The 26,828-nt window shown below is 68.9% G+C and carries 18 protein-coding genes and 2 pseudogenes; 10 read left to right on the forward strand and 10 right to left on the reverse strand.

Annotated elements, in window-relative coordinates; all coding sequences use genetic code 11:
* The first annotated feature begins 86 nt into the window (after window positions 1–86).
* Window positions 87–860 (forward strand): ABC transporter ATP-binding protein, encoded by a 774-nt coding sequence (locus tag ACQP26_RS03090; protein ID WP_269702506.1) that lies wholly within the window; start codon window positions 87–89, stop codon window positions 858–860.
* Window positions 854–3,271, forward strand: a complete 2,418-nt coding sequence (locus tag ACQP26_RS03095; RefSeq protein ID WP_433494876.1) for an FtsX-like permease family protein — start codon at window positions 854–856, stop codon at window positions 3,269–3,271. The genes ACQP26_RS03090 and ACQP26_RS03095 overlap by 7 nt, the downstream gene beginning before the upstream one ends.
* A gap of 436 nt (window positions 3,272–3,707) precedes the next feature.
* On the opposite strand, the gene ACQP26_RS03100 is transcribed toward ACQP26_RS03095, so the two are convergent.
* The 3 genes from ACQP26_RS03100 to ACQP26_RS03110 form a co-directional block, all read right to left on the reverse strand.
* A complete protein-coding gene (locus ACQP26_RS03100) occupies window positions 3,708–4,355 on the reverse strand; it encodes a nucleotidyl transferase AbiEii/AbiGii toxin family protein (RefSeq protein WP_433494877.1) in 648 nt (215 codons plus the stop codon).
* 2 nt (window positions 4,356–4,357) lie between these two features.
* Window positions 4,358–4,924 (reverse strand): hypothetical protein, encoded by a 567-nt coding sequence (locus ACQP26_RS03105; RefSeq protein WP_433494878.1) that lies wholly within the window; start codon window positions 4,922–4,924, stop codon window positions 4,358–4,360.
* 94 nt (window positions 4,925–5,018) lie between these two features.
* Complete coding sequence (locus tag ACQP26_RS03110) at window positions 5,019–7,367, reverse strand: TOTE conflict system archaeo-eukaryotic primase domain-containing protein (protein WP_433494879.1); 2,349 nt, start codon at window positions 7,365–7,367, stop codon at window positions 5,019–5,021.
* Between the two features lie 61 nt (window positions 7,368–7,428).
* On the opposite strand from ACQP26_RS03110, the gene ACQP26_RS03115 reads away from it, so the two are divergent.
* The 4 genes from ACQP26_RS03115 to ACQP26_RS03130 all read left to right on the forward strand — a co-directional run bounded on the left by ACQP26_RS03115 (window position 7,429) and on the right by ACQP26_RS03130 (window position 10,473).
* Window positions 7,429–7,761 carry a hypothetical protein gene (locus tag ACQP26_RS03115; RefSeq protein WP_433494880.1) on the forward strand — a complete coding sequence of 111 codons (333 nt, stop codon included), beginning with the start codon at window positions 7,429–7,431 and terminating at the stop codon, window positions 7,759–7,761.
* Between the two features lie 6 nt (window positions 7,762–7,767).
* A complete protein-coding gene (locus ACQP26_RS03120; RefSeq protein WP_433494881.1) occupies window positions 7,768–8,919 on the forward strand; it encodes a hypothetical protein in 1,152 nt (383 codons plus the stop codon).
* Between the two features lie 130 nt (window positions 8,920–9,049).
* Window positions 9,050–9,631, forward strand: coding sequence for an RNA polymerase sigma factor (locus tag ACQP26_RS03125; RefSeq protein ID WP_433494882.1), 582 nt, complete (start codon window positions 9,050–9,052; stop codon window positions 9,629–9,631).
* Entirely contained in the window at window positions 9,628–10,473 is an 846-nt protein-coding gene (locus ACQP26_RS03130) for a hypothetical protein (protein ID WP_433494883.1), read from the forward strand. The genes ACQP26_RS03125 and ACQP26_RS03130 overlap by 4 nt, the downstream gene beginning before the upstream one ends.
* Window positions 10,474–10,512: 39 nt before the next feature.
* Here ACQP26_RS03130 and ACQP26_RS03135 read toward each other — a convergent pair whose 3' ends face one another.
* Complete coding sequence (locus tag ACQP26_RS03135) at window positions 10,513–11,073, reverse strand: hypothetical protein (RefSeq protein WP_433494884.1); 561 nt, start codon at window positions 11,071–11,073, stop codon at window positions 10,513–10,515.
* Between the two features lie 546 nt (window positions 11,074–11,619).
* Here ACQP26_RS03135 and ACQP26_RS03140 point away from each other — a divergent pair.
* Window positions 11,620–12,811, forward strand: a pseudogene (locus tag ACQP26_RS03140) (IS110 family transposase).
* Window positions 12,812–12,935: 124 nt separating this feature from the next.
* Window positions 12,936–14,258 (forward strand): endonuclease NucS domain-containing protein, encoded by a 1,323-nt coding sequence (locus ACQP26_RS03145; RefSeq protein WP_433494885.1) that lies wholly within the window; start codon window positions 12,936–12,938, stop codon window positions 14,256–14,258.
* A 383-nt stretch (window positions 14,259–14,641) separates the two neighbouring features.
* Here the strand turns inward: ACQP26_RS03145 and ACQP26_RS03150 are convergent.
* Window positions 14,642–15,053, reverse strand: a pseudogene (locus tag ACQP26_RS03150) (transposase); the annotation flags it as partial.
* Between ACQP26_RS03150 and ACQP26_RS03155 the strand changes: the two are divergent.
* The gene (locus ACQP26_RS03155; RefSeq protein ID WP_433494886.1) at window positions 15,014–15,763 is read left to right on the forward strand and encodes an IS3 family transposase; all 750 of its coding nucleotides are present in this window, start codon (window positions 15,014–15,016) and stop codon (window positions 15,761–15,763) included. The pseudogene ACQP26_RS03150 and the gene ACQP26_RS03155 sit on opposite strands and share 40 nt — an antisense overlap.
* Here the strand turns inward: ACQP26_RS03155 and ACQP26_RS03160 are convergent.
* The 3 genes from ACQP26_RS03160 to ACQP26_RS03170 all read right to left on the reverse strand — a co-directional run bounded on the left by ACQP26_RS03160 (window position 15,729) and on the right by ACQP26_RS03170 (window position 20,572).
* A complete protein-coding gene (locus tag ACQP26_RS03160) occupies window positions 15,729–15,902 on the reverse strand; it encodes a DDE-type integrase/transposase/recombinase (protein ID WP_433494887.1) in 174 nt (57 codons plus the stop codon). The two genes, ACQP26_RS03155 and ACQP26_RS03160, sit on opposite strands and share 35 nt — an antisense overlap.
* A 372-nt stretch (window positions 15,903–16,274) precedes the next feature.
* Window positions 16,275–16,709 (reverse strand): hypothetical protein, encoded by a 435-nt coding sequence (locus ACQP26_RS03165; RefSeq protein ID WP_433494888.1) that lies wholly within the window; start codon window positions 16,707–16,709, stop codon window positions 16,275–16,277.
* Between the two features lie 143 nt (window positions 16,710–16,852).
* Window positions 16,853–20,572 carry an NACHT and WD repeat domain-containing protein gene (locus tag ACQP26_RS03170; RefSeq protein WP_433494889.1) on the reverse strand — a complete coding sequence of 1,240 codons (3,720 nt, stop codon included), beginning with the start codon at window positions 20,570–20,572 and terminating at the stop codon, window positions 16,853–16,855.
* Window positions 20,573–21,065: 493 nt separating this feature from the next.
* On the opposite strand from ACQP26_RS03170, the gene ACQP26_RS03175 reads away from it, so the two are divergent.
* Complete coding sequence (locus ACQP26_RS03175; protein ID WP_433494890.1) at window positions 21,066–21,653, forward strand: hypothetical protein; 588 nt, start codon at window positions 21,066–21,068, stop codon at window positions 21,651–21,653.
* A 74-nt stretch (window positions 21,654–21,727) separates the two neighbouring features.
* Here ACQP26_RS03175 and ACQP26_RS03180 read toward each other — a convergent pair whose 3' ends face one another.
* Window positions 21,728–24,505, reverse strand: coding sequence for a restriction endonuclease (locus ACQP26_RS03180; protein ID WP_433494891.1), 2,778 nt, complete (start codon window positions 24,503–24,505; stop codon window positions 21,728–21,730).
* An 876-nt stretch (window positions 24,506–25,381) separates the two neighbouring features.
* Window positions 25,382–26,266, reverse strand: coding sequence for a replication-relaxation family protein (locus tag ACQP26_RS03185; RefSeq protein ID WP_433494892.1), 885 nt, complete (start codon window positions 26,264–26,266; stop codon window positions 25,382–25,384).
* Window positions 26,267–26,828 lie beyond the last annotated feature (562 nt).

Consider the following 26,828-nt stretch of genomic DNA (forward strand, 5'->3'; position numbering starts at 1 on the left):
CCCTTGGTCTCCACCCGGCGGAGGGCCGGAAAGTGTCCACGTCGGCACGACGCGCGGCAGTCCGTACATCGGGCACGGTGACGGCCATGACCACACACACGGTGACCCTGACGGGGCTACGCGCGGTGTACGGCACCGGGACCCGGCGGGTGACGGCGCTCGACGGCGTGACGACCGGCTTCGCGAGCGGCACGTTCACGGCGGTGATGGGCCCCTCAGGCTCGGGCAAGTCCACCCTGCTGCACTGCGCGGCGGGGCTGGACCGCCCGACCGAAGGGACCGTCACCATCGACGGCACCCGCCTCGACGACCTGGCTGAGGACAAGCTGACCCGGCTGCGCCGCGATCGGATCGGATTCGTGTTCCAGGCGTTCAACCTGGTGTCCACGCTGACCGCGGCGCAGAACGTCGAGTTGCCGCTGCGCCTGGCCGGCCGCCGCCCGCCGGCTCGGGACGTCGCCGCCGCGCTCGACGCCGTGGGTCTGGCCGGCCGGGCCGGGCACCGGCCGAGTGAGCTGTCCGGCGGCGAGCAGCAGCGCGTCGCCGTGGCCCGGGCGTTGATCACCCGCCCGGCGGTGGTCTTCGCCGACGAACCGACCGGGGCGCTGGACAGCGCGGCCTCCCGGCAGGTGCTCCGACTGCTGCGCGCACTCGTCGACGACCACGGGCAGACCGTCGTGATGGTGACCCACGATCCCGCCGCCGCCGCGTACGCCGATCGGGTCCTGCTGCTCGCAGACGGCCGCGTCGTCGACGAGCTGGACGGCGAGATCAATGCGGCGGTTGTCGCCGCGCGGATCGCCGAGCGTGCGGACCGCCCGTCCGAGCACGAGGCGACGCCGACGGGGCCGGCGTGCTGAGCATCCGGCGGTCGGTCAGTGCGTTCGTGGCCGTGTCCATCGGGGTCACGCTGGTCGCGGCGGCCACCCTGCTCCTCGCCTCCGGGCGCCCGCAGGTGCCGGATCGGTTCGCGCGGGCGGCGGTCGTGGTGCAGAGCCCCGAAGCGGGCGCATCGCCCGACTCGTTCGTGCCGACGCGGCCCTGGTCCGCCACCACGACGGCGGGGCTCGTCGGCCGGCTGGCCGCCCTGCCCGGTGTCGCGGCGGCCGTGCCGGACCGGACCTTCTACGCGCAGCCGCTCGTCGACGGCCGCCCCGCGGGCACCGATGGACGGCGGGAGGACGCCCACCAGGGGCACGGCTGGTCCAGCGCCCGACTCGGTGGACTGCGCCTCACCGCCGGCGACCCGCCCGGCAGGCCCGGCGAGGTGGTGGTGGACCGTGCACTCGGGCTGCGCCCCGGCGTGCCGGTGACCCTGCTGACGGCGGTAGGCCCGCAGCCGTACACCGTCACCGGCCTGGTCGACGGGCCCGGCGTCCATGTCGCCGACGAGGTGGCTGCCACGCTCGCGCCCGGCGTCCGGGCCATCGGGCTGGTGCTCGTGGCGGGCGCGGACCTTGAGCGGGTCGCCACGGCGGCTCGCGGAATCGTCGGCGCGTACGGCTCGGTTCTCACCGGCGACGCGCGTGGCGCGCTGGAGCCCCGCAACGACGCCCGCACCCGCTGGATCGGCACGCAGGTGCTCACCGCCACGGCAGCCCTCGCCGGCTTCGTCACGGTGTTCGTGGTCGCCTCCACCTTCGCGTTCACCGTCGCGCAGCGCCACCGTGAGCTGGGCCTGCTGCGCGCCGTCGGCGCCACCGGGCGTCAGGTCCGCCGCATGGTGTACGGCGAGGCGCTCGTCGTCGGTGCCGCGGGCGGGATCGCCGGCCTGCTGGTGGGCGGCGGGCTCGCACCGCTGCTGGGCCGGCTGCTCGTCGACGCCGGATTCGAACCGTCGACCTTCCGGGTCGGGTACGAGCACTGGCCGCTCGCGCTCTCGCTCATCGCCGGCCCGGTGATCTCGCTGCTGGCCGTCTGGTCGGCCTCGCGCCGGGCGGCCCGCGTTCGACCGCTTGAGGCGTTGCGCGAAGCGGCGGTGGAGCAGGGGCCGATCGGGCGGCTGCGCATCGCCACCGGCTCGCTGCTCGTCGCGGTGGGGGTAGCGCTCAGCATCGGGACGGCGACCGCCGGCGAGGCCCGCGTCGCGGCGCAGTACGCCCTGTACGCGGTGATGGCGCTGGTGGCCGGTGCCACAGTGCTTGCTCCGGCGGTTGTCGGCCCGCTGGTGCGGATGTTGCGGTGGCCAATGCGCCGACCGGGTGGCGCGATCGGGATGCTGGTTCGGGCCGGGGCGTCGACCGCGACCCGGCGGACCGCTTCGATCGCCGCCCCGGTGCTGCTCACTGTCGCGTTCGCGGTGCTTGTCGCCGGAATGGTGCGGACCACCACGGCTGCCTACGCGGCGGGCCGGGCCGACAACGTCAACGCCGGCTGGATCGTCGTGCCCGACCGCGCACCAGGCCTGTCGGACGAGGCCGTAGCGGCGACCGGGGGCACCGCCCTCCTCCCGACGACGGTCTACGAGAGCGCCCCGAACTCGTCGCCGGCGAACCGGCCACTGACCGCGCTCGGCGTGGACCCGGCGGGCTTCGCCGCCGCGAACCGTGCGCTCACCGTCGTCGCCGGCTCACTGGACGACCTGAGCGGCGACGACACGGTGGTCCTCCCCGCCTCGGCGAACCGGCGGCCGACCGAGCCGTACGCGCTGGTCTTCGCCGATGGGGAGTCGGTGTTGCTACGAGTGGTCGCCGTCGTCACCGACGATTCGATCCCCGGCGACCTGCTAATGCCCCGATCCGTGGTGCGGGCACACGACCCCTCGGCGCTCACCTCCACGGTGTACGTCCAGGACCGGATCGATCCTCCGACCGGAGCACGGATCGTCGACGTGCCCGAGTGGGCGGCCGAGGCGGACCGCGCCGAGGACCGCCTCGTCTGGCTCTTCACGCTGCTACTGATCGGTGTCTCGGCCGGCTACGGGGCTGTCGCGGTGGCGAACACGTTGCTGATGGCCGCCGCCGGCCGGGTGGCCGACCTGCGGCTGATCCGGATGGCCGGTGCGACCCGAAGGCAGGTCATCTGGCTGGTCACGGCCGAGTCCGCCTTGGTGGTGTTGATCGGCGCACTACTCGGAGGGGCTGTCGCGTTCGTCGGTCTGCTGAGCATCCGTGCCGGCCTCGCCGAGCAGGCCGGCGTACCGGTCGATCTGGTGGTGCCGTGGTCCGTGGTCGGCGGGGTGGTGGGGCTCTGCCTGCTCTTGGCGGTGCTGGCAAGCGCGCTGCCGACCTGGCAGTCACTGGGTGACCGTGCCGCCCGGTCGTCGGCTTGAGATGAACCGCACGCCGGAATCTCGCTCTCCTCGCGTGCCATCCGCTCTCGTCGCATCGACGCGATCTCGGTCCCGTCGGCCGTACCGCACCGCCGTTAAGATCAACCGAAGGTGCATGACACTCAAGCTGTGGTTCTGTGCTGGGACAACGGCGCTCTGGGGAAGGTGGGTGAATCATGTGCCACTCCCTGCCACCCCAGGTGAACCCCAAGGTCGCTAGACTGGGCCCTCGCGCCCTCGTAGCTCAGGGGATAGAGCATCGGTTTCCTAAGACGACGGTCTGCCGGTGTCCACAGGCCGACGACCTGCTTTCTCCCTGCTGTCCCTCGTGGCGTGCCGGTCGCTTCGCGGGCTCGCTGCGATCGCTTGCCGAAGATCAGCTGGACGTTCTGGGCCCTGCGTGTGCAGGCTTACGCTGCCGGGAGTCGGGACCGAGTCACCCTTCCTCGCCGTCGAGCAGGTCGCGGCGCCACTCCGCGAATCGGCTACGGAGATCGTCCAGCGCTGGGCCGGTGATGCCGTACTGGGTGAAGTCGTCGGAGTCGAGCTGGGCGGCTTGTCCGAGGGCGTCGGCGAAGATGCGCGGGTCGAAGCCGCGGTCGGCGCGCTGCGCGAGGGTGAGGAGGGCTTCGCGGGTGTAGCGGCCTGACCGCAGGGTGGCGTCGATGTCGATGAAGTCCCGGGCGAACGCTCGCCCGTAGAGGGCGCTCATCTTGTTCGCTACCGCGTCGTCAGGGTGGAGGACGGGTCCGATCGCCATGAGGATTGGTTCGTTGGCGCGCCAGGCCACGCCGAGTTCGACCTTGGAAACCCGGGTGCCGTCGGTGACGGCCAGCCGGGCGAACGTGTCGTACTGCCGCTCGGTCTCGACGGTGAGGCCGTCGTTCCGGTAGGCGTGCACGACGGCGGTGACCGCAGCGGTGAACTCGTCGCGGCGGTCCCAAGCGGTGAACAGGTCGACGTCCTCACTGGGCCGCTCCAGCAGCCCGGCCGCCTGCACCGCGTAACCGCCGGCCAGCGCGAAGCCGTATCGATTGGCAGCCGCGAGCCCGGTACGGGCGAGGCGTTCGTGGAACGGGTCCACCGCTATGCCGCGTTGCTGCGGGTCGCGGCGAGTTCGGGGAAGGCGTCCTCCCAGCGCTGGCGAAGCTGGGGCGGCAGCCAGAGGGTGGGCCAGAGCTGCCGGAGGAGGTCGGCGTCGAGCCAGGTGTTCAGGTCCTCGACGGTACTGGCTTCGGTGAGGACCACCTTGTACATGGTGGCCAGGCGCGCGGTCCGGCTCAGGTCGTACTCGGCTTGCCCTGACCAGTCGAGGTGACGCGGAAGCGTCACCGTGCCGCCGGTCGGGCCGCGCAGTGCGGCGAGGGTTTCGGCCACGACGTAGGGTTTCCGGTCGCCGTAGGGTCGGTAGTCCGCTGGCGGCTGGGGTGATGTCCTGCGCCGGTTGATGTTGATCGCCCGCCGGACTTCCGGTCGTAGCGCCTGGCGGATCGTCTCCCGGCTGTATCCGGTGACCCGCTGCAGGTCCACCGGCCGCCATCCGGCCGCGTGGAACGCCCGCAGCTGCTCGTCCCGCTCGGTCAGCGCGGCGGCCCGCGTCGCCTCGTACCGGGAGACAACCGCCTGCAGCTCATCCTCGGAGAACCGGCCCATGGCCCGTTAGCCTACCAGGCTAGGCCCAGCGCGCTTGGCTTACGTCGTAGCTCTGTAGCCGGCGGACCAGTCATGATGATCGCGATTGATGCGCTCATGTTCTGGTGAAGCCGAGGGCCCGGTATCCGGGCATGCGGCGTGGGAGTGAGGCGGCGAGGATTGGTGTGGCCGGGTCGTGGTAGTCGTGGACCTCGGCGAGGTCCTTGCCGGGCGCGGCGCGGATGACGCGGCCGGCGCATTGGACGAGTAGGCCGTCGTAGGAGATCGGGCCGGCGAGGAAGAGGGTGTCGAGGGCGGGGGCGTCGAAGCCTTCACCGATGAACGGTGTGGTGCCGATGACAAGGAGGCCGTCGCCGGCCTTGGCGCCGTCGAGCCGGTCAACGATGGCCCGCCGTTCGCGGGTGCTCATCGCGCCTTGGAGCACAAGCGCCTGATGTCCGCGTGCGGCGAGTAGGGCGGTGAGTGCCTCGACCTGGGCGACCCGGCGGGTCAGCACGAGACAGTTGCGACCGCGGGTCAGGGCCGCGGCGACATCGTCGGCGATCTGGGTGTTGCGGGGCTCGTCGAGGGCCAGCCTTCGGTGCACCTCGGCGAGCGCGCCGGGCGCGTCCAGGTCGACGTCGCCGGGTTGGAAAGTGGTCTCGTGGATGAACAGCGCTCGACGGGGTCCGGCGTCGGTGTGCATCGCGGCCGCGAGGGTGCCTTGTTTCTCGTCGGTCAGGGTGTGGCGGACGGGTCCGAGTTGCCAGGTGACGAGTTGGCCGAGGCCGTCGCGTCGGGTAGGTGTGGCGGTGAGGCCGAGCCAGAACTGCGCGGCGATCCGTTTGACCGAGTGCTCGTAGGCTGCGGCGCCGAGGTGGTGGCATTCGTCGACGATGACGTGCCCGTACCCCTGGGTCAGGGTGGCGACGTCGTCGCGCCGGGCGAGGGAGGGCAGCAGCGCGATGTCCACCGTGCCGGTGAGCTTGCGTCGGCCGCCACCGAGTTGGCCAGGCTTGATGTCGAGGAACTGTTGGATGCGGGTGCGCCACTGTTCGGCGAGGGCTTTGCGGTCGACGAGGACAAGGGTGGAGGTGTTGCGTTCGGCGATCACCGCGCAAGCCATGACGGTCTTGCCGGAGCCCGGTGGGGCGACCAGGATCCCGTCGTCGTGGGCGAGAAGCGCGCCGACCGCGTCGGCCTGCTGGCCAGTGAGTTCGGCGGTGAACGCGGTGTCGATCTCGGTCCCGGCGTTTCGTACGTCCGTGACGGCCAGCCGTGACCCGGCGCGCTCGACGATGGCGGCGATGGTGTGCCGCAGGCCCCGCGGGAGGACCAGGCGGTCATCGAGGGTCAGGTCGTAGCCCTGGATGAGGCGCGGGGTGTCCCAGGTGGACTTGCGGAGTCGCTGCAACTCGTAGAATTTCGGGTTGGCCATGGCGGCGGCGTGCTTGAACGTCGCCAGCGCGGCGGGCGTGAGCTGCCTGGCGTCGATGCTCAGCCCGGCACCGGCCTCCGCGTGGACCACCGGGGGCAGCGGAGGGTGGACCTGGGTCGCGGTGGACCGGCTCATCGTAGCGACGTCCGCGCCGGTGAGGGTGTGCTTGGCCTGCCGGGCGACGTGTTCGGCTTCGCCGGGGCTGAGCCGATCCAGCGTTGACAGGAACGCCCACTGGTCGGCGTGCGGCTCAAGGGTGCCGAGGTCGAGGAAGGTGGTCAGTCCGTCCTTGCGGCGGCGACCCTGAAGCGGCGCGGCGATGAGGTTGCCGAAGCCACCCTCGGGCAGCACGTCCTGGTTGGGGAACAGCCGGTCGTACGAGCGGAGGTCCATCGACCCGCGCAGCACCATCGCCTCACGGAGAAGGACGGTGCCGAGGGACCGCGCGGTGGCCGCGGGAACAGCGCCGGTGAAGAAGACCCACACGTGGGCGCCGCGGCCCGACTGGGAGATCTCCAACGCGGCGGGCACCGCGCTGGCCCGTGCCGCCTTCACGTATGCGAGGGCGTCGAGCACCGCCGTCGGCCCGTCGAAGTCGGCCACGACGAAGTGGCAGGTGTTGCCGGGCATCAGCGGATACAGGCCCATGAACACGTCGCCGACCAGATGTGCCGCGACGACCTCCGTCGTGCGGGGCAGGTAGGTGGCACCCCGCCGATCCATACCCTTACGCCAACCGCCCGCGACCGCGGGCATCCACCCGGCAGCGCCGGTACGGGCGTTGTCCCACCGCACGGCGTACACGTCGGCCCGGGCCCGGAACCGGGCAGCGAACAACGCCAACTTGTCCCGAGTCGGCGAAGCCATGGTGACCAGCCCCGGCGGCTCAACCGGAGCGGACAACTGCTCCGGCGCCGCAGACGTGTCCTGACCCCGCAACTCCAGCAGACGCCCCAGCCGGACGTTCTCCGCCCGTAACCGCTCCACCTCCCGCCGAAGATCGACGAACTCGGCCACCGAACCCATGCCGGCCATCCTCGCGCATCGGGCGCCGAACACCCCGGCACCGGTCCGCTATCCTCCGCCGATGGCATCGAAGGGGACCGCCGCGTTGGAGGCGATGATCGAGGAAGCCACCGTCGACACGGACGGTCACGAGGACCAGCGTGCCGGCCTGTTCGCCATGATCGAGGAGCATCTGGCGATACCGTTCACCACCACCGTTCTCGGCGTCGAGGTCACCGTGCGGAAGGTCGAGGTCACCCTGCGGAAGGTCGAGCTGGCGGCGGACGGCATCGTCGCGGTCTGCGCCCGAGGCCGCCACCGGCAACGTGTCGGTCTTCTCGACCTTCCGCTACCCACCCCTATGCCGGACGGTGCCGCGTGGATCGGTGCCTACCGGCACTGGGCCGGGAGGTAGGCCACGGTGAGCGAGTACCAGTACTACGAGTTCAGCGCCGTCGACCGGCCGCTCAGCGGCCGGGAGCGGGCCGAGCTGCGGTCGCTGTCGACACGGGCCGACATCACTGCCACCAGCTTCGTCAACACCTACGAGTGGGGCGACTTCAAGGGCGACCCGCGCACGCTGATGGAACGGTACTTCGACGCGCACCTGTACCTGGCGAACTGGGGAACCCGCCAGCTCATGCTCCGGCTACCGAAACACGTGCTCGACCTCGCCATGGTGGCCCAGTACTGCCAGGGCGACAGCGCATCCGCGTGGACTGCCGGCAAGCATGTCATCATCGACCTCCACGATGAGGACGAGGACGGCGCGGACGAGTGGGACCTCGACGGCCACGGCCTGCTCACCTCGATCATCCCGGTCCGGGCCAGCCTCGCCGCCGGCGACCTGCGCCTGCTCTACCTCGCCTGGCTGCGCTGCGTACAGTCCGAGGACATCGCCGACGACGAGCCCGAACCGCCCGTCCCCGCCGGGCTGGACACCCTCGACGCGCCCCTCACCGCCGTCGCCGAGTTCCTGCGCATCGACCCCGACCTGATCGCGGCCGCAGCGGCCGGATCGCCGCAGGCCGCCTCCGGTGAACCGACCGCCGCGCAGCTACGCACCTGGGTCGCCGGGCTGCCCGCCCAGGACAAGGACGCCATCCTGGCCGAGCTGATCACCGGCGGCGACAGCCACCTCCGCAGCCGACTGCGCCGCCGCTACCGCGACGAGCATCCCGCCGACGCGTCCGCCCCGACATCCACCCGCACCAGCGGGCAACTGCTCGCCACCGCCGCGGAGCTGCGCGCCGTGCGGGAACGACGGGATGCCGAGCAGCGTGAACGCGAGCGGGTTCGCCGGGAACGGTCCGCCGCAGCCGCCCGGCAACGGCACCTCGACACCCTCGCAGTCGACCAACCCACCGCCTGGCAGCGAGTCGACGAACTCATCGCCACGAAGAAACCCCGCGAGTACGACACCGCCGTTCAACTCCTCGTCGACCTGCGCGAACTCAGCGAACGCGACGGGGACAGTTCGTCGTTCCAGCACCGGCTGGCCGAGCTACGGGCGGTGCACGCCCGCAAGCCCAGCCTGCTCGAACGCCTCAACCTCGCAGGCCTCGACACCTGACGGCATGGTTCGCCGCCCGGTGAGCTGGCCGCCATCGCCTTCACGCGCTGCGGTTCTCGCGCCGGCGCCACGGCCTCAGACGTCGACCGTCGGCCTGCAACAAGGTCGGCGTGGGCGGCCATAGTGTGGTGTGAGGCATCAAGTATGGCCGCCGGACGAGGACCTGTGGTCCTCGATCGCCGCCGGTGACGAGGCGGCGTTCGGTCGGCTCTTTGACCGATACTCCCGCCCGGTCTACAACCACGCGTTCCGGCTGACCGGGTCGTGGTCGACGGCTGAGGACGTCACTCAGGCGACGTTCCTCGTCGCGTGGCGCCGCCGGCACGACGCCCGACTCGTGGACGGATCGGCGCTGCCGTGGCTGTTGGTCGTCGCCACCAACGCGGTCCGCTCGGAGTGGCGGTCCGCGCGCCGGTGGCTGGCGCTGCTACGGCGTCTACCGGGTGAGCGGTACGTCGATGGTGACCTCGCAGACGAGGTTTCCGCTCGGCTCGACGACGAAAGGCGGATGACCGAGGTCCTCTCGGTGGTCCGCGGATTGCCGCCTGCCGAGCGGGAGGCGGTGGCGTTGTGCCTGTGGTCCGGCGTGTCGTACCCGGACGCGGCAGCCGTGTTGGGCATCAGCGAGGTGGCGGTGCGGTCGAGGGTGAGTCGTGCGCGCAGCCGCCTGGCCCGTCTTATGCCGCAGGAGATCCAGGAGGGGGAACAGTGAACGACATTCTCGACCTGCCCGCGGAGCGGGACCTGCCGCCGGATGCGGCACACGCGATGCGGGCCCGGATCCTCGGCTTCGTGAGGCCGCGTCCGGCGCGTACGCCGCGACTGCGGATCGCCGTGGCCGGGATGGCGCTGCTGGCCGCGGCATCCGGGGCCGCGGTGGCGGGGTGGGACCGATCGGAGCGATCGACCGTACAGGTGCTGGCCATGGGGGCCGGTGAGCTGTCGCCGACGCTGCGGGACGCGGCGCAGCGGTGCCTGCAGTGGAACTCCCCGCAACGACAGACCCGCCAGGCACCAGGGGAGCGAACCGTTCCGGTGGCCCTGGCCGACCTCGCGGTGGCCACGGAGCGAGGTGACCGTGCGCTGGTGTTGTTCATGAACGACGTCGGCTACGCCACCTGCGACGTGGACGGGGCGGGGACTCCCCGCGAGTCCGGCGGGGGCGCCACTGAGCCGTGGCCGCACGGTGACCTGCTGCCCGGGCCGGTGCAGCGGCTGCTGCTGACCTCCACCGAGCACGACGGCGGGGACGTCAGCGTCAGCGGCCGGGTCAGCAGCCGCGTCCACCGGCTCGTGCTCGACCACGGCGACGGCCACACCACCACAGCACGACTGTCCGAAGGCGCGTTCGGCCTGATGACCAACGACGCCCGACTCAAGGCCGGCAACGACCCTGAACTGGTTAGCTACGACGCCCGCGGGACGGAGATCGACAGGCGTCCGCTGTTCCAGGCCGAAGACCAACTCGAGCACTGCTACGCGGACCCGGACGGGAAGCGGATCTACGGCAAACCGACCAGCGACTGCCGTCCCGCCGAGACGTGGGGGCGTTAGCCATGATCGGAGGCTGCCCGCTGCCCGGGGCGTGGGTCGTCACTCGCGGGTCAGCCCCGGTGGCAGCGCGTCCTCGCCAGGTCGGACCTGGCGGGCACTGGCCACCGGGTCATGTTCCAGGGTGTGGATCAGTGGTGCCGGGCCGCCGACGCAGGTCCAGGTGTCGTCCCAGAGAGCGGAGACCAGCCATGACCGGTCGGCGGGGAAGAACATGTCCGGCAGCGCGCCGTCCGGGTGGCGGATATGACCACCGGTCCGCCAGGTGAGGGCCTGTTCGGGGCCGGCCTGGACCAGCACGTACGGCCAGTTCCAGTAGAGGAACACCCTCGGGGCGTGGGGGAAGACGACGTCGTGGGCGCCGGTGTCGAGGTAGGCGAGCCACCACGGCTGGTCGGGGGTATGCGTGGTGAGGTCCTCGATCAGGGCGTGCTCGTAGGCGGTGGCGGTGACGTCGTCGGTCTGGTACGTGGTGGCGTAGGCGTCGAAGACCGGCGGGATGGCGGTGGTGATCGAGACGCCGGCAGTGGTGTGCCCGGCGATCCAGCCCACGTCGGCGGCAGTGCCGACGCACCAGCCCCGCCCGTCCTTGCTGACCTGCACACCACCATTCAAGCCGCTGCGGCGACGGTTGGCGTGGCAATCGGGCCGGTCGCGGAGCGGCGGCCGGCGACCAGCCGTCGTGGGCCACGATGCCCAACGCCTGCCCCGCGCTCGGTGGAGCGCTGATGCTCGCAGGTCCCGCACATCGTGTCCGGGGTGCCGGCCGGCGACGGCGGCAGGCTCAGGGTTGCCGCGCCCGCGGGTCCGAGGGTGGGGATGGCTGAAGTGTGTTCCGCCGTGATCGTGGCTGAGCCTCGAGGTGCCACCCACTTCTCGCTCCGCGGGCGGGCCGGGTTGAACGGGCGCGGCCCTGGCGGCCGTAGACCCGGAGATGCCCGAGAGCGGTGGGTATGGCTGCGTGTGTTTCGTCGAGATCGCTTGGCTCACGGTAGGAGATGCCACCCGCCGCTTCGTCGTCTGTGAGATTCGGTAGACCGCTGATGGAGATCCGCGACCTGCGTTCGCATCGTTAGAAGATGCCGGCAAACCCGAACCCCAGACGAGGCGCATTCGAGAAAAAGCCGACCGACGAAGGAGAGCACGACGGTGGCGAAGCTGTGGATCGGCGTGGACATCGGCAAGACCCACCACCACGTCGCCGCTGTCGACGGTGACGGCCGGCTCGTCTACTCCCGCCGAGTAGCCAACGACGAGACCGCGCTCCTGACAGTGATGGCCGAGGTGTCAACGCACGGCCGTGAGGTCTGCTGGGCGGTCGACGTCACGACCGGCCTGTCGGCGCTGCTGCTGACCCTGCTGTGGCGGCGGCAGGTGCAGGTTCGTTACGTCTCCGGCACCGTCGCGTTCCACATGGCCGCCGCGTTCGCCGGGGAGAACAAGACCGACGCCCGCGACGCGGTCGTCATCGCCCAGACCATCCGCCTGCGCCCCGACATTCCGATCCTGGAACCCTCCGACCGGCTCCTGGCCGAACTCAGCATGCTCACCGGCTACCGCGCCGACCTCGTCGGCCAGCGCGTCGCCACCCTGTTCCGGCTGCAGGAACTCCTCACCGGCATCAGCCCCGCCCTGGAACGCGCTGTGGACCTGAACCGGAAGGCCCCGATGATGGTCCTCGCCTGTTGGCAGACCCCGGCCGCAATCCGGCACGCCGGCGTCGACCGGATCACCGCCCTACTCCGACGCGGTCACGTGAAAAACGCCGTCCAGGTCGCCGAGGCGATGGTGGCCGCCGCCCGCCAGCAGACCGTCACGCTCCCCGGCCAACGTGCCGCGGCCGTGGTGGTGGGGCAGATGGCCACCGAGATCCTCGCCATCGACCAACGCATCGCCGCCGTCGACGACCTCATCGCCGAACAGCTCGACCAGCACCCCCTCGCGCCGATCATCGGGAGCCTGCCCGGCGTGGGCCCACTACTGACCGCCGAATTGCTCGTCCACACCGCCGGCATGACCGAATACGACAGCCCCGCGAAACTCGCCGCCCACGCCGGCCTTGCACCTGTCTCCCGCGACTCCGGAACGGTTTCCGGCAATCACCGTCAGCCCCGCCGCTACCACCGAAGACCGCGACACATCCTGTGGATGGCCGCTTTCACCGCCGCCCGAGAATGCCCCACCTCCCGCGCCCTACTACGAGAAGAAACGCGCCGAAGGAAAGAACCACCGCCAAGCCATACTCGCCCTCGCCCGGCGACGCGTCGACGTCCTCTGGGCACTCATCCGCGACCGCAAGACATTCACTCGACCGGCACCGGTGATCCGCGCGGCAGCCTGAACCAATCGGCTCCCCGCCGGCGCGAGCCCACGCGCCGGCCGATCCACCCTGCCCGCCAAGATCAACCGCAGTCACATGGAGACTCGGGCTGTCGCAAGCGAAATATATTCGATACTGTCATCCTATGAGTGAGAACGCCATTCGGGACGAGCTTGCGATGCGACTCGACCTTATCGAGCCGGGATTAGTCCTGCTTGCCAAGGAATATAAGCTACCTAACAAGGCAGGTAGTGCGGGAAGAATCGATATTCTCGCTCGCGATGAAACCGGGTGCCTGGTTGTCATCGAGCTAAAGAGGAGCAACGCAGCAGCACGGCAAGCACTGCATGAACTGGCCAAGTATGTTGAGCTTTTGCAGCGAGAGAAGGGCATTGGTAGCGCGGATGTCCGAGTTCTGATTGTTTCTACCGAATGGCGCGAGTTGCTTGCGCCATTCAGCCAGGCTGCTCGGGAATGGTCCGCAAACTTGCGGGGCTACCAGTTGGTGCTGGAAAGGGACGGAGTTACCCCCGTCGGTGCCAGGGAGGTTCGGCCGCTTGACGAGGCATCCCTAGTTGATGCGACACCAATACAGCTCTTGATACAACCGAACGATGGCGATCTAGAAGGCGCTTGGCACGGGATCAAAGCTCGAATGGACAAGGTGGGCGTAAAGAACCTGATCGGGTTCGACATCCGGCATCCAGTATACGACCCAGGCATCTATCTCGTCCTCGGGCGGGTCCCGCGAGAAGGTGACGCAGTTGCCCGGCTGATGGGAGTAGCCAAGGACCGTACATTCGATATGTCAGGGGCTCCGGAAGGGTATGACATCGAGTACGCCGCCCTCCATTACCTGTGCAGTGAGCTGACTGGACTCAGGCTAGAACACGTTGGGCCCGACAAGCTAGCCGGCATAATCCAAGACACTAGGTGGGAGGTCTCTGGGGTTAGGCGAGGTGGAGTGTTCGAAGAACCCGTCTTGTTCCCCTCGGATGAGCTAATTGCGAGCGCGTCTATTGGCGGCATCTCGGACGTTGCATTCAATGGATCGGCTAAGTCTGATCATCCCCAGAGATGGAATCGCTTCACGGTAAGGGTGCAGTTTGCGCTTTCAACAAATGCCCCATGGTCGACCATTGTTAGTGCGTGGCTGCAGGAGCTGGCTGACATGAAATCCCCAACCCATGCCGGTGCAAAGGTCTTTAGCCCCTGCGATCTTGTGTCGGCTTTTGCGTTCGGGTGGCCGGACAAATTGGAGGGATATTTGCCATCGTTAGAGCTGGTGGCCTCTGGTGGGGGGGCGGGATCGAATCCTCCATGGGACCCTCGTCTCGCTGAATACATACAGGGATGTTATGTTCGCCTTCGAACGAGTCTACAAAGATCCCGTGCAGTGGGGAATCTTGAGGAACTGTGGCGAGGTCTGGCGACTAGATCAGACATTCCTTCAAGAGCTTGGACTTGACTACGCCGTGTTCGAATGGAGTGCGGAGTTTCCCGATGGGGCCAAGCTGGAGTATATCGATAACCGGATTACGCGACGGCCGCCAGACTCAATCGTAGACGGCTCGCCACAGTGGCATGGTGTCGAGCCGATGCCTGAGCTGATCTCAAGGCATAAGCCGGAATTCAACCACTTTGCACTCTTTCTGCAGCAATACGTATACCGCGCGCTAGAACGCTGATCAATCCTCCGGCGCGAGCTGCTCACGGCTACGCCGTGCCTCTAATGCGTCGCGGAATCGCGGACGGAAGAGTGTCGCGCTGGGGGCCGCCAGTGTCTCGGAGGCCTAGCTGAACCCCGGGCTGAGCCGCACCGAGGCCTAGTACTCCAGCAGGAGATCCGTTTCAGGGCTCGGTGAGGGCTTGTCGGGCGTAGTGGCTGATCTTGGCTTGGGCTTGGGCGGCGTCGGAAGATGGACCAGGCGATGATGTCGCCGACCCGTCGGGCGGGTTCGATGACCAGCGCGTGGAACAGCCGTCGGACTTCGTTGACGGTGATCGGGATCAGGCCGTCCGGGCTGGTGGTGCTGGCCGCTGCGGCGGCGGCGAGGAATGCGTGTGCGGCGATGACGAGGGTGGTCCAGCGGTGCCAGGCCCGCCAGCGGCGGTGTTGGTGCTGGTCCAGGCCGAGGCCGGTTTTGGTGGCCTGGAAGGATTCCTCGATGCTCCACCGTCGGCCGGCGACGGCCACCAGCTGGTGCAGGGGAACGGGTTGGGTTGACCAGCAGCGGTAGAACGCCAGCTCACCGCTGGCGCGACCGGCCACCCACGCCCCGCCAGGATCGGCGTGCCCGGCTGGCAGCCGCGGTCAGGAAGGTCTTCGACGACTCGGGGTGCACCTACGGCATCCCGCGTATCGGCATCGAGTTGCGCGAGTCCGGCTGGCAGGTCTCCGACAACACGATCGCGCAGCTGATGGCCGAGCTGGGCTTGGCCGCTAGGGTCAAGCGCCGCCGGCGCGGGCTGACCCGCCAAGGTAAGCGTCGGGCCGCACCGGACCTCATCAAGCGGGTGTTCACCGCGCCGGCGCCGGATGTCGCCTGGTGCGGCGACATGACCGAGGTCCGCACCGACGAGGGCAAGCTCTATCTGGCCACCGTCATCGACCTGTACTCGCGTCGGAATCTCGGCTACGCGATGGGCGCCCACCACGACGCCGGGCTGGTCGTCGCCGCGCTGAACATGGCCGCCGTCACCCGCGGCGGCAGCGTCGACGGGGTGATCTTCCACAGCGACAGAGGCAGCGAGTACACCTCAGCGGACTTCGCCCGGGCCTGCGCCCGATGCAAGGTGCGCCAGTCGATGGGGCGGGTCGGGTCGTGCTTCGACAACGCCGTCGCCGAGGCCACCTTCTCCACCATCAAGGTCGAATACGTCCACCGCCGCCACTTCCGCACCCGCGCAGAAGCCCGACCGAAGATCGCCACCTGGATCACCGACTTCTACAACCAGCGCCGCCGCGGGTGACGGCGGCCATGTTCAACGCGGCGACGACCTTGCCGGCATCGTGTCGGTCGCCCTTGGCGTAGCCGAGGATCCGCCGGGAGTGCAGGTCGATGACGGTGGCGAGGTAGAGCTTGCACTCCTGCGTGGCGATCTCGGTCATGTCGCCCCACCAGGTGACGTCCGACGCGGGCGCGGTGAACCTCCGCTTGACCAGGTCCGGGCGGCTGGCGGCTCGCCCTGCGGGGCCAGCCCACGCCGGCGTCGTTTCTCTCTGGTGACGAGGCCCAGCTCGGCCATGATCTGGGCGATCGTGTGGCGGTGTTGTCCGCCGCTGAGGGGGGCAGCGACGGTGGCCGCCCGCCGATCTCGGGTCGATGGGCGCACTGCGTCGGCCGTTCTGTGTGGCCCGCTCTCCTTGGTCGGCATGACGGTAGGTGTCGGGCTGCCGCCGCGACACCTACCGTCATCGAGAAGGAAGCCGGCCGCTGGCTGACTCGAATGCGATGCGGTCGCCGCTGTTCTGCGAGCCGGGTCAGCAGGTGATGTAGCCGTGGGAGCTGACCATTTGGTGGCCCGCGTTGGACTGCAGGATGGTGCGGTAGGTGCCGGTCACGCAGCCGCCGGCGACGGAGACCCAGTTGTCGCCGGTGTGGGTGTTGACGCCCTCGTTCTGCCACCAGCCAGGGCCGCGGAGGCGCTGCAGCGTGATGGTCCAGCGGGTGGAGCCGCCGCAGTCCCACTTCTCGCCCCAGCCGCGCACGACGCTGCCCTCCTTGTTGGGCGCGTAGGTGGCGTACCAGCAGGCAGCCATGGCGGCCTGGGTGGTATCGGCGGGGGCCGCGGCTGCGGGTGCGGCCGTGAGCATACCGCCGACGGCGAGGGCGGCGGCGATGCTGGCGGTGGCGGCGACGCGCCACGGCAAGGCAGGGTGGACGGTGGATGCGGGTGGATTCGGTTTGACGGTCATCGCTGCGCTCCTTGGGCGAAAGGCGGCGGGCTGCCGCCCCTCGAGCAGAGCCGGTCATGGCGCTCATTGAGAAGGCTTACTGACGACGCCGTACGGCTTCCGTACACCTTGGGCGTACCCAACGTGCTTTTTATGGACGGCGATCACTGGCATGGCGGCTGGTAGGGGCGGTCCGGGATGTGAGTGACCCACTCGTCTTCGGTGATCGCGTCGCCGGTGGTGGCACAGGTGTGGGCGGCGGCACGTTCGGGGTCGGTCATCCAGAGCCAGCCTCGTGCGTCGGCGCCGCCGGCGACCAGGGTGTGTTGGTCGGGGTGGTGGTCGACGCTGTAGACGGCGTCAGCGGGCAGGGTGAGGGTGGCGGTGCGGGTCGGATGTTCGCGGCTGTGCACGTTCCACAGCCAGACGGTGGCGTCGGTAACGGCGGCGGCGAGGGTTGTGCCGTCTTCGGAGAAGGCCACCGAGTACACGTAGTCGTTTGGGCCGCGCAGCGGCGACCCGATTGGTGTGGGGCGGTCGATCGTGCTGACGTCCCAGAGCCGGACGGTGCGGTCGGCGCTGCTGGAGGCGAGGGTGCGACCGTCAGGGCTGAAGGCCACGGAGTAGATGTAGTGGTTTGCGGCAGTGAGTGGGGCTCCTGCGGCTGCCGGGCGGCGGGGGTCGATGAGGTCCCAGATGCGGATGGTCTTGTCGGAGCTGGCGGCGGCGAGGTGCCGCCCATCCGAGCTGAAGGCGACGGAGAAAACAGATCCGGTGAAGCCGGTGAGGGTCGCCAAGGGCGTGGTGGCGCGCGGGTCGGTGGTGTCCCAGAGCCTCACGGACATGTCGCGGCTGCCGGTAGCCAGGACCCGCCCGTCGGGGCTGAAAGCAATCGCTTCGATCTGGTGGGCATGCCCGGCCAGCGCTTCGCCGAGCGGTCGAGGATTTCTGGCGTTGGTGACGTTCCAGAGCTGGACGGTGCCGGATCTGCCGTGCGCGGCGGCGAGGGTGCGGCTGTCGGGACTGAATGCCAGGGCGGAGTTGAAGCCGTCGCGGTTGGGCAACCCGGGGCTATACGGCGTCGGGTGGTTCGGGACGGTGACGTCGTATAGGCGGGTGTCGTTGCTGCCGACTGCGAGGATTCGCCCGTCGGGGCTGAACTGGGTGGCGCTGACTAGCCCGGGCAACTCGAGGGTGGGGGCAGCGACCGGCCACAGCCGCGCGTAGCCGTCGTTGGCGCTGGTGACGATGGTCGCGCCGTCGGGGCTGAACCTTACGGCGGTGACCGGGGCGGGATGAGGCAGGGTCGCCATCACCTTTCTGGTGACCACGTCGAAGACTCGGACGCCGAGCTCGGCGTCGGAACTGGCGACGGCGAGCCGGGTGCTGTCCGGACTGAACGCGACCGAGTTGATCCAGCTGCTGGCGCCGCGAAGCACAGTCGCAGCCGGCGGCGGCGCGGCCGGGTCGGTGAGGGTCCACAGGTAGGCGTTCGTGTCGGCGCTGCCGGCGGCGATCATGCGCCCGTTCGGGCTGACCGCGATCTGGCCGATCTCCTTGGCCGGCCCGGATAGTGTGCCGGAGCGGGTGGGCCGTGTCGGTTGGGTGACGTTCCACAGGCTGACCTGGCCGTCGGCGGCGGCGGCCACAAGGGTGCCCTGGCCACGGAACGCCACGGACTTCACCGCCTCGGCCGAAACCGGGATCGGTGAGCCGGCCGGGTTAAGGCGGCCGGTGTGGTCACGGGTCCACAGGTGGACGTGTCCAGTGGACGTGGCGGCCGCCAACAGGCTGCCGTCGGAGTTGACGGCGAGGGAGTAAACCTTGCCGCCGAGACCGGTCAACGCTGGTTCGACCGGCGTAGGTGCGGCCGGGTTGGTGGTGTTCCAGAGCCTGACGGTGGCATCGGCGCTAGCCGCAGCCAGCATCCCGCCGTCGGGGGTGAACGCGACATGGTAGACCTTGGCATCGGGTCCGGTCGGCAGGGTGGCGAGGTGGACGGGACGCTCACCAGAGACCGCCCAGAGCCTTACCCCGGTTTCGGTGCCGGCGGCCAAGACCTGGCCGGTCGGATCGATCGCGGCCACGTACATGATTCCGATGCCGTCACCGCCCCGCAGCCGTACCGGCGCGCGGAGCGCCGAGGCGTCCAGCAGTGCCGAGCGGGCCTCGACGGTCGGCGACGTGCGGTAGGCGGCCAAGGCGAGTTGCCGGGCCACAGTGGGGTCCTTGGTGCGCAGATCGTTGGCCTGTACGGCGATCGCGCGGGACTGCGCCTGGTCGCGCTGCAGGTCGGCCGCCTGGCGAGCCGTGAGGGCCTGACCGCGCTGGTAGACGGCGACCGAACCCAGCCCCGCCACCATCGCCAGCATGACCCCCAGCAAGGTGACTGTGCGCTGAAGGCGTCGCGTGCGGCGCCTGCTGAGCTGGATACTGGCCTCGACGAATGCCTCGGTGCTGGGCGGCACGCGGTGGCGCCTGTCGGTGATCCACTCCTGTGCTGCGGCGAGTCGGCTGCCCTGGTAGAGAAGCGACGGGTCTGGCTCGGCGCGCCAGGTCGCTGCCGCGTCGGCCAACTGCTGGCCAACGACGTGCCCGGCACGGTCCCTGTCCAGCCATTGCCGCAACTGCGGCCAGGCGGTCAGCACCGCTTCGTGACTGATCTCAACGGTGCCCGTGTCGACGGTGATAATCCGTTGGGCGACGAACCGGTCCAGCACTTGCCGCTGTGCAATCGCGTCGTCACCGTCGCCGATGAGCTCGCTTAGGGCGACCCGGCGGCGAGTGTCAGCGGCGTCGGCGCTGATGTGAACCAGGTCCAGGAACAGGCAGCGGGCCAGGTCGCGCTGCAACGGGTCTAGTTCCTGATACACCTGGTTAGCGGTGACGGCCACCGCGCCGTCGATCCCGCCGACCTGCCAGTACCCCTCGACGGTCAGTCGCCGATCCGTGCTGTGCCGCCACATCGTGTACAGGGCGTGCGACAGCAGGGGCAACGCGCCCGGGTCGTGCGCGAATTCAGCCCGGTCGGAGTGCCGTGGAGCGACCTCACGTAGCAACAGCTCTACCAGGCCAGATTCGATATCGGCGTTCGCCTTCGCGGCCGGAGCGACGATAGCTTCCCGAAGTTCGGCCTCGGTCATCGCACCGACCGTGAACTGGCCGCGGTCGATCACGTCCAACAGGGGCCGATGGCGCAGGGCTCGGTCGTAGAAGTCTGCGCGTAGGCCGATCACGACCAACACTCCACGCGTAGCGAGGCGACTGAGCTCGGCAATGAAGGCTCGCTGCTGTTGCTCGTCGGTGCATGCGGTGAACAGCTGCTCCAGCTGGTCGACGACAAGAACGGTGCGCCCGTCGGCTCCGCCATCCAAGGCCTTCTCACCGACGATGTTGTGGTCGCCATCGCCTCCGGCGCCGCCTTGGCGCAGGCAGCCCGCGAGATCGTTAAGCGGGTCGGTGCCGGGGGTCATTGACACGATCCGGTCCGGCACCCAGCCCAGCTGCTCGGCGCGCAGCGCCGGGATCAGTCCCGCGTAGAGCAGGGAAGTCTTGCCAGCGCCGGACGCACCGACCACCAACTCCATGCCGCCGCCGGCTGCGTCCAGCGCGACGAGCCGCGCCACGAGCAAGCTGGTCAGCGCGTCCCGGCCGAAGTACCAGTCGGCGTCCTCTGGCCGGTAGCTTGATAGCCCACGGAACGGCGCCCGTTGGTCAGCCGGCTCGCGTCGTGCGCGGGCGAGCGCTGCCACCCATTCCTTGATTTCGGTGTCGTCGGTGATGCCGACGACACGCAGCAGGTGTTCGAACTGCGTCTCGCTGCCGACACTCGGCAACGACTTTCCCCGCAGCCAGTCCGCGATCGTCGTGTGCGACTGCGTCACGGACCCGTCAATTGAGACAGGTATTTTTCCGGCGATCTGCCGATAAGACAATGGCGTAAGCCTGCGAAGCTGGGTCATTGCGTGGCAGAAACCGGGCTTCGTGTGGATCAGTCGGGGGTCAGGGGTCCGGGGCGGCTGGGCCATCGAGTCCAAAGAGAGCACTCCTCACGTCACTGCAGCGCGAGCGGTGGCATGCGGCACGCTACGCCGTACAGCCCTTACGGCGCTGTACGGCAGCCCGTACGGACGCTGTACGGAGCCGGGCGTCGAGCTTGCGGACTGGCACTCGACCCGGGATCGTGGAAACGGCATGACGATGACAACCGCGAATGACAAACTGCGATTGTCGAGTTGCATGGCTGAGGTGAACCCGTCCCATTGCGTCAGCGGAGCAACCAGCGAACTTCCCTGATCAAAGCAGCCTGCGGCCTAAGCTGACGCAACAGTGTCCGAAAAGCGACCGCAGCGATCACTGAATGAAGAAGGAGAAGTAATGAGCCAGGCAGTGCCAAACTCGGCGGCGTCACGCCCCGCAGACCCGAAACCGCGCCGCCGCCGGCGTGCGGCGTCCCTCGCCGCCTCGCTCGCCGTGGCTGCTGGCGTGACGCTTGCCGGCCCGTTCACGGCCACCGCACACGCCGCACCGATCTACTGCGGGCCAAGTGACTACGTCGAGGAGATCCAGGTGGAGCCCTGGGCGGGCGATCACTTCAAGATCAAGATCTTCCCTAAGCGTGACGCCCGGTGGCACGGCAACCCCCGGCACGTCACCAACAGCATGTGGCACGCCACTCAGGCATGCGTGCGCGGACTGTACGGCACGCGCGCCGACCTCATCTACGACCAGCTCGAGTGCCACCAGCACCTGGCGCTGCTCAAGGACTCCGTCGGCGGCTACAAGACCGGTCCGTCCTACGACCTGGAAACCTGGCGCGAACCATTCAGCATGTCACAGTGGCGTGAGGTGGAGTGCGGCAACGAGCTGAACAAGGGCGTCGCCGGTGCCGGCCCCGTGGGCCCTGCGGCTCGCGCCGACGCCGGGCAGACGGACCTCCACGACTACTACAGCACCATCGCCTAGCAGCTCAGCAGGCGGAAGGCTCGAAGCCCAGCGGCCGGCGCTGCTGGGCGACGAGTCGCCCTCCCCGACGCCTGTCACCGCCGCTTGCTGGGATCGCGATAGCGGTTGCCGCCGTATGTGTGGAGAGCGCGGGCGACGAGGTGGCGGCGGGTATGGAGGGTGTTGAGGGGGCAGATGGCGACCGCGTTCAGGTTCGGCAGGAAGCGCGGTCCTTCGCCGCTGCTGGTGGACTCCGGGAACAGCTCAGGGTTGCTGCACCACCCCACGAGGTGGCGAGTGCCTGCTGCGAGGCGCATGATCTCGACGCTTTCCAGTGCCTGCCAGGGGAACCAGTAGGTCCCGCTGCGACTGTAGACCTGAATTCCCGCCCTGCCGATCTCCAGCCGAGTGGGGTTCCTGGCCATGTTGGCACATCCTATGGTGGCAAAGACAAGGAAGGCGTCGAACAGGCCCAGCAGGGCCTTGGGGATGAGCGGGATGTGTGCTGTGGGAATGATGATCGCCAGCACGATGACCAACAGGGTGTTGACGCCGACGATCGTCCAGTACATGCCGCTGCTTGCGGCGAAGGCGGCGTATTCCGCGGGCGGGTTGCCTCGGTCCGGGCGGGATAGCACCCAGTCGCCGTGCTCGCGAGGCGGCTCGACCAGCGGCTCCTTCGGGGTGCTCGCCGCTTCAGCTCTGGGCGTGCGTCGATGTTCCGGAGGGGCTTGAGGGGGCGTCGGGCTCCGACGCGGAGGTTGGCCGTCGTTGCTCAGCCGTCGCAGGTCCCAGATGGCGAGCCAGAGGAGGCCGATGAAGGGGACTCCGAAGCAGGCGTTGCCGATCACCGCATTCGTCACGGTGTTCGGCTCCCACTGCCCGGTCACAGTGATCCCGATCGCGCCGATCTCGCATACCCCCACCACGAGTGTCACCAGCCACAAAAGACTGCGCCCGATCCACTTCCAGGTCCTCACCCTGCGGACCCGCCCCGCGATGGTTCGCAGGTCGGTGATGGTGTGTAGACCTAGCGGTAGGCCGGGCCGCGACAGTGGGGTACGAACCCATTGGCTGAGCGTCTCTCGATCCGGAGGAACGAGCCTGCCGCGGACAGCATCCTGCCAAGCGGCCCTCAACCCGTCGGCGAAGCCGACGACATAGGGCAGTGAGGGCGTGAGTTGTGCATGGGCCACGCGAGTGGGCGCGGCGTAGACCCCGAGAAACTGGGCGATCGAAGGTAACCAGTCCGGCACTGTCTCCCCGTCAGCAGCGTGCCCAGAAACGATGCGATCCCAGTGATCTCGCCACGGCCTCAACCAGCTCGCGATTTCGAAATTGGTGGCGAGGAGGCCCTCCAAGACGTACAGGGGAATAGCCACAGCCGCGGTCACGCCGTCCGCGTAGCCGTGGCGCTGCTCGGTGAGGCGCTCGTCGGCCGACATCCCGTGATTGACGCGCACGGCAGCATGCGCCGACGGTGGCAGTTCGATGGGGACTCGAACGGCTGGTGGTCCCGCGACCGGTTTCGCAGCTACCCTGACCCTGCCTCGGGCAGGTGGAGTGGGCTCCACTGGGGAGACCCAGGGACCACTGCCACCGACCTCCGGCTCCGGTCGGTGAGAAACCTCGCCGTCGGCAGGCCGGCGACCGATTTCCACCTCCGCGACTGCGAAGTGACCCTCCTTGGCGAGGAGGCGCCCGATGACATAGAGGGAATCGTCGCTGCGACCGACGAGCGCGCCGTGGAGCCCGGCCATGCTGCTGAGCCGGCCCAGCGGTCTGTGTTCTTGCGTGTCGAGATCGAGCCGCATCAGCGTCAGATCATCCGATAGCGTGACGACCTGCCGTTCGTTCAGGGCGGTCAGTGCGCGCACACGTCCTGCTGGTGCCAGCAGGCGTCGTTCCACGGTGAGCTGCGATGACAGTAGGAGGAGGTCGGCTCCGTCCGACACCACCAGTCTGGTAGTGGTCAGCCAGGCTGCCGCCGTGACCGCAAGGGGCAGCTCGTACCATTTTTCATCGCCGACTTGCGTGCCCAGCCTGATGAGGCGAGCCGAAGCTGCCCCTGCCGATCCTCGATCAAGACACCAGGCTGATCCGTCGGGATTCATCAGCAGGTGGCTGTCGTCGAGGTTCGCTGCGCCACTGGAAACCACGGTCAGCTGGCCCGTCGCCCACCGGCCAACGCCGTGTCCCCGGGCCATGAGAAGCACCTCATCCGCCATGGCCAACGAACCGTTGTTGCAGCCGAAGACAGGTGCAACCCATTTGGAACGTTGAGCTGGCAGGTCCACCGCGAGAATGCCCTGTTCGAGGGTCAGCAAAGGTCTGCCGCCCGGGTCGACGGCGACTCCCGCCCTCCGCGCATCGGCATGATCGACGGCGCCGACGGTGAAGACTTGCAGCTGCATCCCGTCCGTGTCATTCGCTACCGGCTCGCGCGTCACTCTGGGCGTCTCGGGTCGATGCTTCAGGAGTTCGTTGAGTGGTGTGTAGGCGCGGCCTTGGAAGGACGCGGCGTCAGTGACCAACTCGAAAAGTTCCTGTGGCGGCACGAAACCGCTGAGCATCGCCTCCCAATGGGACTGGTCGAGCAACAACACATCCAGACGCCGACCCTTGTCGACTTCGTCTATGGCCTCGTCGGTGAAACCCTTAATCGCCAGGAAGACCCCGGTCACCCCTGCCATGCGTTGCTCGACGCGTCGTTGGAGCTTCGCGATCGGCCCCGTCCCCGTCTTGGCCTGCTCCCACTTGGCCTCCAGGATGTAGCGCCGGCCCGCGTGGTTGAAGACGACGTCCAACTCGCCGACGCCCCGCTGGTCCGACTTCGCTCGCAGGCCAAAGCTCGTCAGGAGCTCGGCGATCATCCCGTTAAACCGCTGGCCACGCGCTTGTCGAGTCAGCCCGGAGCCCGGCTGGCGAAGCGCACCGTACTCGGCAACAAGCCTGCGCCATCTAATCGGATCCTCAAGCACCACTACATGCTGTCGCCTCACGCTCACTGGTCAACAACCACACGGACAAAGAACCGACCAGACAGGTCCAGTCAATGTTGAGACCAGACCCGTGGCCGGCGTGGTGGCCAACATGATCGATCGGCGCCGAGCCATCAACAAGATCAATAACAGAATGTGTGCCAGAGCACCGTGTGAGGCGGCGTTGACACGTTGGTCGTCAGGGGGATGGCCGGTGGGGTGTCGGTGTTACGCGGCGTGTCGCAGTGATGTGATCGGTCTTCGCCGGGGTCCAGGATCAGGCAGTTCGGTAGCCGGGGCTGGCTTGGGTGTCGTGAACCAGCCGATGAAGTCCCTGCTGCGTGGCGTTGGTGGTCTTGGTGCCGCTTCGTGGCGTACCGGGAGGGGTGCGGGGTTGGCGGGACGTGTGGCTGTTCGGGCGAGTGTGAGCGCTCGGCGGGCGTTGGATGCCGCGGTGCAGATGCCGGTTTGCCCGGCGCACTGCAGGTTGCGGCAGTTGCCGTCGTATTCGGGTTGGTGGGCGGCGAGGACGTCGATGGCGAGGCGCCATAGCAGGGGGTCGGTGATGTCGTCGGGTGCTGCGGCGAGGCGTCCGGGTCGTTCGCGGTGAGGCTTGGGCATCGGTAGGCCCTTCGTCGGGGGCACCTTCATGGGCGGTCGCCTGATGCGCGGTGGTCACGGTGTCGCCGCGCGTCGGCTCTGGCGGGAGCCATCCACGCTCACCTCTTGGTGAAGGTCAAGTCGCCGGGGAGGTCGCCGCCGGCTTGGTCAGCTCGGTGGTTTGTGGGTGGTGGGCGGGGTGGAGGTGGTGGTGGCGAGGTCGGCGAGGGTGAGTGGGCCGGGGTGGCCGTGGAGTTGCCAGATTGGTCCGGCGGGGCTGTGGCGGGTGTGGGTGGCGTGGTCGCGGCTGGCGGTGGCCACGGGAACGGTGAGGGGGGTGGTGGTGAGGTGTTGGTGGAGGTGGCGGGCGCGGGTGGCGGAGTGGAGCCAGAACAGCACCGGCCAGCGGGGGCCGCCGGCGGCGGCGAGTTGTGTGTAGCCGATGAGTTTGCGCATCAGTTCGGTCAGGGGTTCGGTGCCGGTGTCGTATTCGAGGAAGAACGGCAGCTGTGCGCCGTGGGCGGTCCAGATGCCGTGGCCGTCGGGGCGGATCGGGGCGGCCAGGGCGTGCAGGGCCACGGGGTCGCCTGGTCGGGCGAACGCGCCGGTTTGTGCGCAGCGGGACTCGGGCCACCAGCGGGTGAGGGCGTGTGCTGGGTGGGTGCGGGCGTGGCCGGCGAGGTCGGTGAAGAAGGCGTTGACGCCGAGTCGGTGGTTGAGGGTGCGGGCGGCGGTCCACCGCCGCCGGTTCGTTTTGGCGTGGCCGGGGCGGGGTGGGGGTTGGTCGCGTTGGGCGGCGACGACTTCCGCGCCGAGCTGGTCGATGACGTAGTGGAAGGGGAACGATCCGCCGTCGGGGCGGAAGGGCCGGAACCGGTCGACCACCCGGAGGGCGGTGAGTCGGGCGAGTCGGTGTTGGGCGAAGTCCAGGGACGGGAACAGGGCGTGGGCGAGCTGCGGTGTGGTGAACACGCCGTGGTCGGTGAGCCATTCGAGGAGGAGATGGTCGCGGGTGGTGAGGACGGACTGCACGCGCAGGACGTGGTCAGGCACGAGGGTTCCTTCCGAGTTTCGCGGTAGGGCAGAGATGACACCGGTGGTGTCTCTGAGCACCGGGGCGGACTGTCACACCGGCCCGGTGCTGCGCTGCAGACGCCGGTGCGGTCCGTGTCACCGTCCACCTGAAGCGGGACCCCGACCTGGTGGGCAGCGCGGACTGGAACACGGACAGCAACCCCGGACCGAGCCGAACACAGCGCTGATGACCCGTCGAGGCAACGCCTCGCGGGAGACACCTGCCGGGCAGGGGAGCGCGGTGAACCTCGGGAGGAGCTCGTCCTCCCGTTCGGGTCAGCGGTGATCGATGAGGTGTCAGCGCATCAACGTGGCGCGGCACCCGAGGCGCCCGGTCCCGTGTCGGCCATCTGTCCCTGGCCCGGCGGCGGAGCGGAACCAACCCTCCGCATGGCGCCGTGACGGCGTCGGAGGAGTTCCGCACCCTCAAACCGGCGTTTGTGAGCCGTGGCGAACACCTGCCGGTCCCACAGCGCTCCGACACGACCTCACCGATGTCTGACAGCCGTGGTCAGCGGCCCGGTCTGACGCTCACGTTGCT

Source organism: Micromonospora sp. CA-248089 (assembly GCF_050948515.1).
GTDB lineage: Bacteria > Actinomycetota > Actinomycetes > Mycobacteriales > Micromonosporaceae > Micromonospora.

Bases quoted from the DNA above. Each gene is read 5' to 3' on its own strand.
- ACQP26_RS03090 (WP_269702506.1), top strand. From the start codon at position 87: ATGACCACACACACGGTGACCCTGACGGGGCTACGCGCGGTGTACGGC.
- ACQP26_RS03105 (WP_433494878.1), bottom strand. From the start codon at position 4,924: ATGGGCCGGTTCTCCGAGGATGAGCTGCAGGCGGTTGTCTCCCGGTAC.
- ACQP26_RS03110 (WP_433494879.1), bottom strand. From the start codon at position 7,367: ATGGGTTCGGTGGCCGAGTTCGTCGATCTTCGGCGGGAGGTGGAGCGG.
- ACQP26_RS03115 (WP_433494880.1), top strand. From the start codon at position 7,429: ATGGCATCGAAGGGGACCGCCGCGTTGGAGGCGATGATCGAGGAAGCC.
- ACQP26_RS03145 (WP_433494885.1), top strand. From the start codon at position 12,936: ATGAGTGAGAACGCCATTCGGGACGAGCTTGCGATGCGACTCGACCTT.
- ACQP26_RS03160 (WP_433494887.1), bottom strand. From the start codon at position 15,902: ATGACCGAGATCGCCACGCAGGAGTGCAAGCTCTACCTCGCCACCGTC.
- ACQP26_RS03165 (WP_433494888.1), bottom strand. From the start codon at position 16,709: ATGACCGTCAAACCGAATCCACCCGCATCCACCGTCCACCCTGCCTTG.
- ACQP26_RS03175 (WP_433494890.1), top strand. From the start codon at position 21,066: ATGAGCCAGGCAGTGCCAAACTCGGCGGCGTCACGCCCCGCAGACCCG.
- ACQP26_RS03180 (WP_433494891.1), bottom strand. From the start codon at position 24,505: ATGATCGCCGAGCTCCTGACGAGCTTTGGCCTGCGAGCGAAGTCGGAC.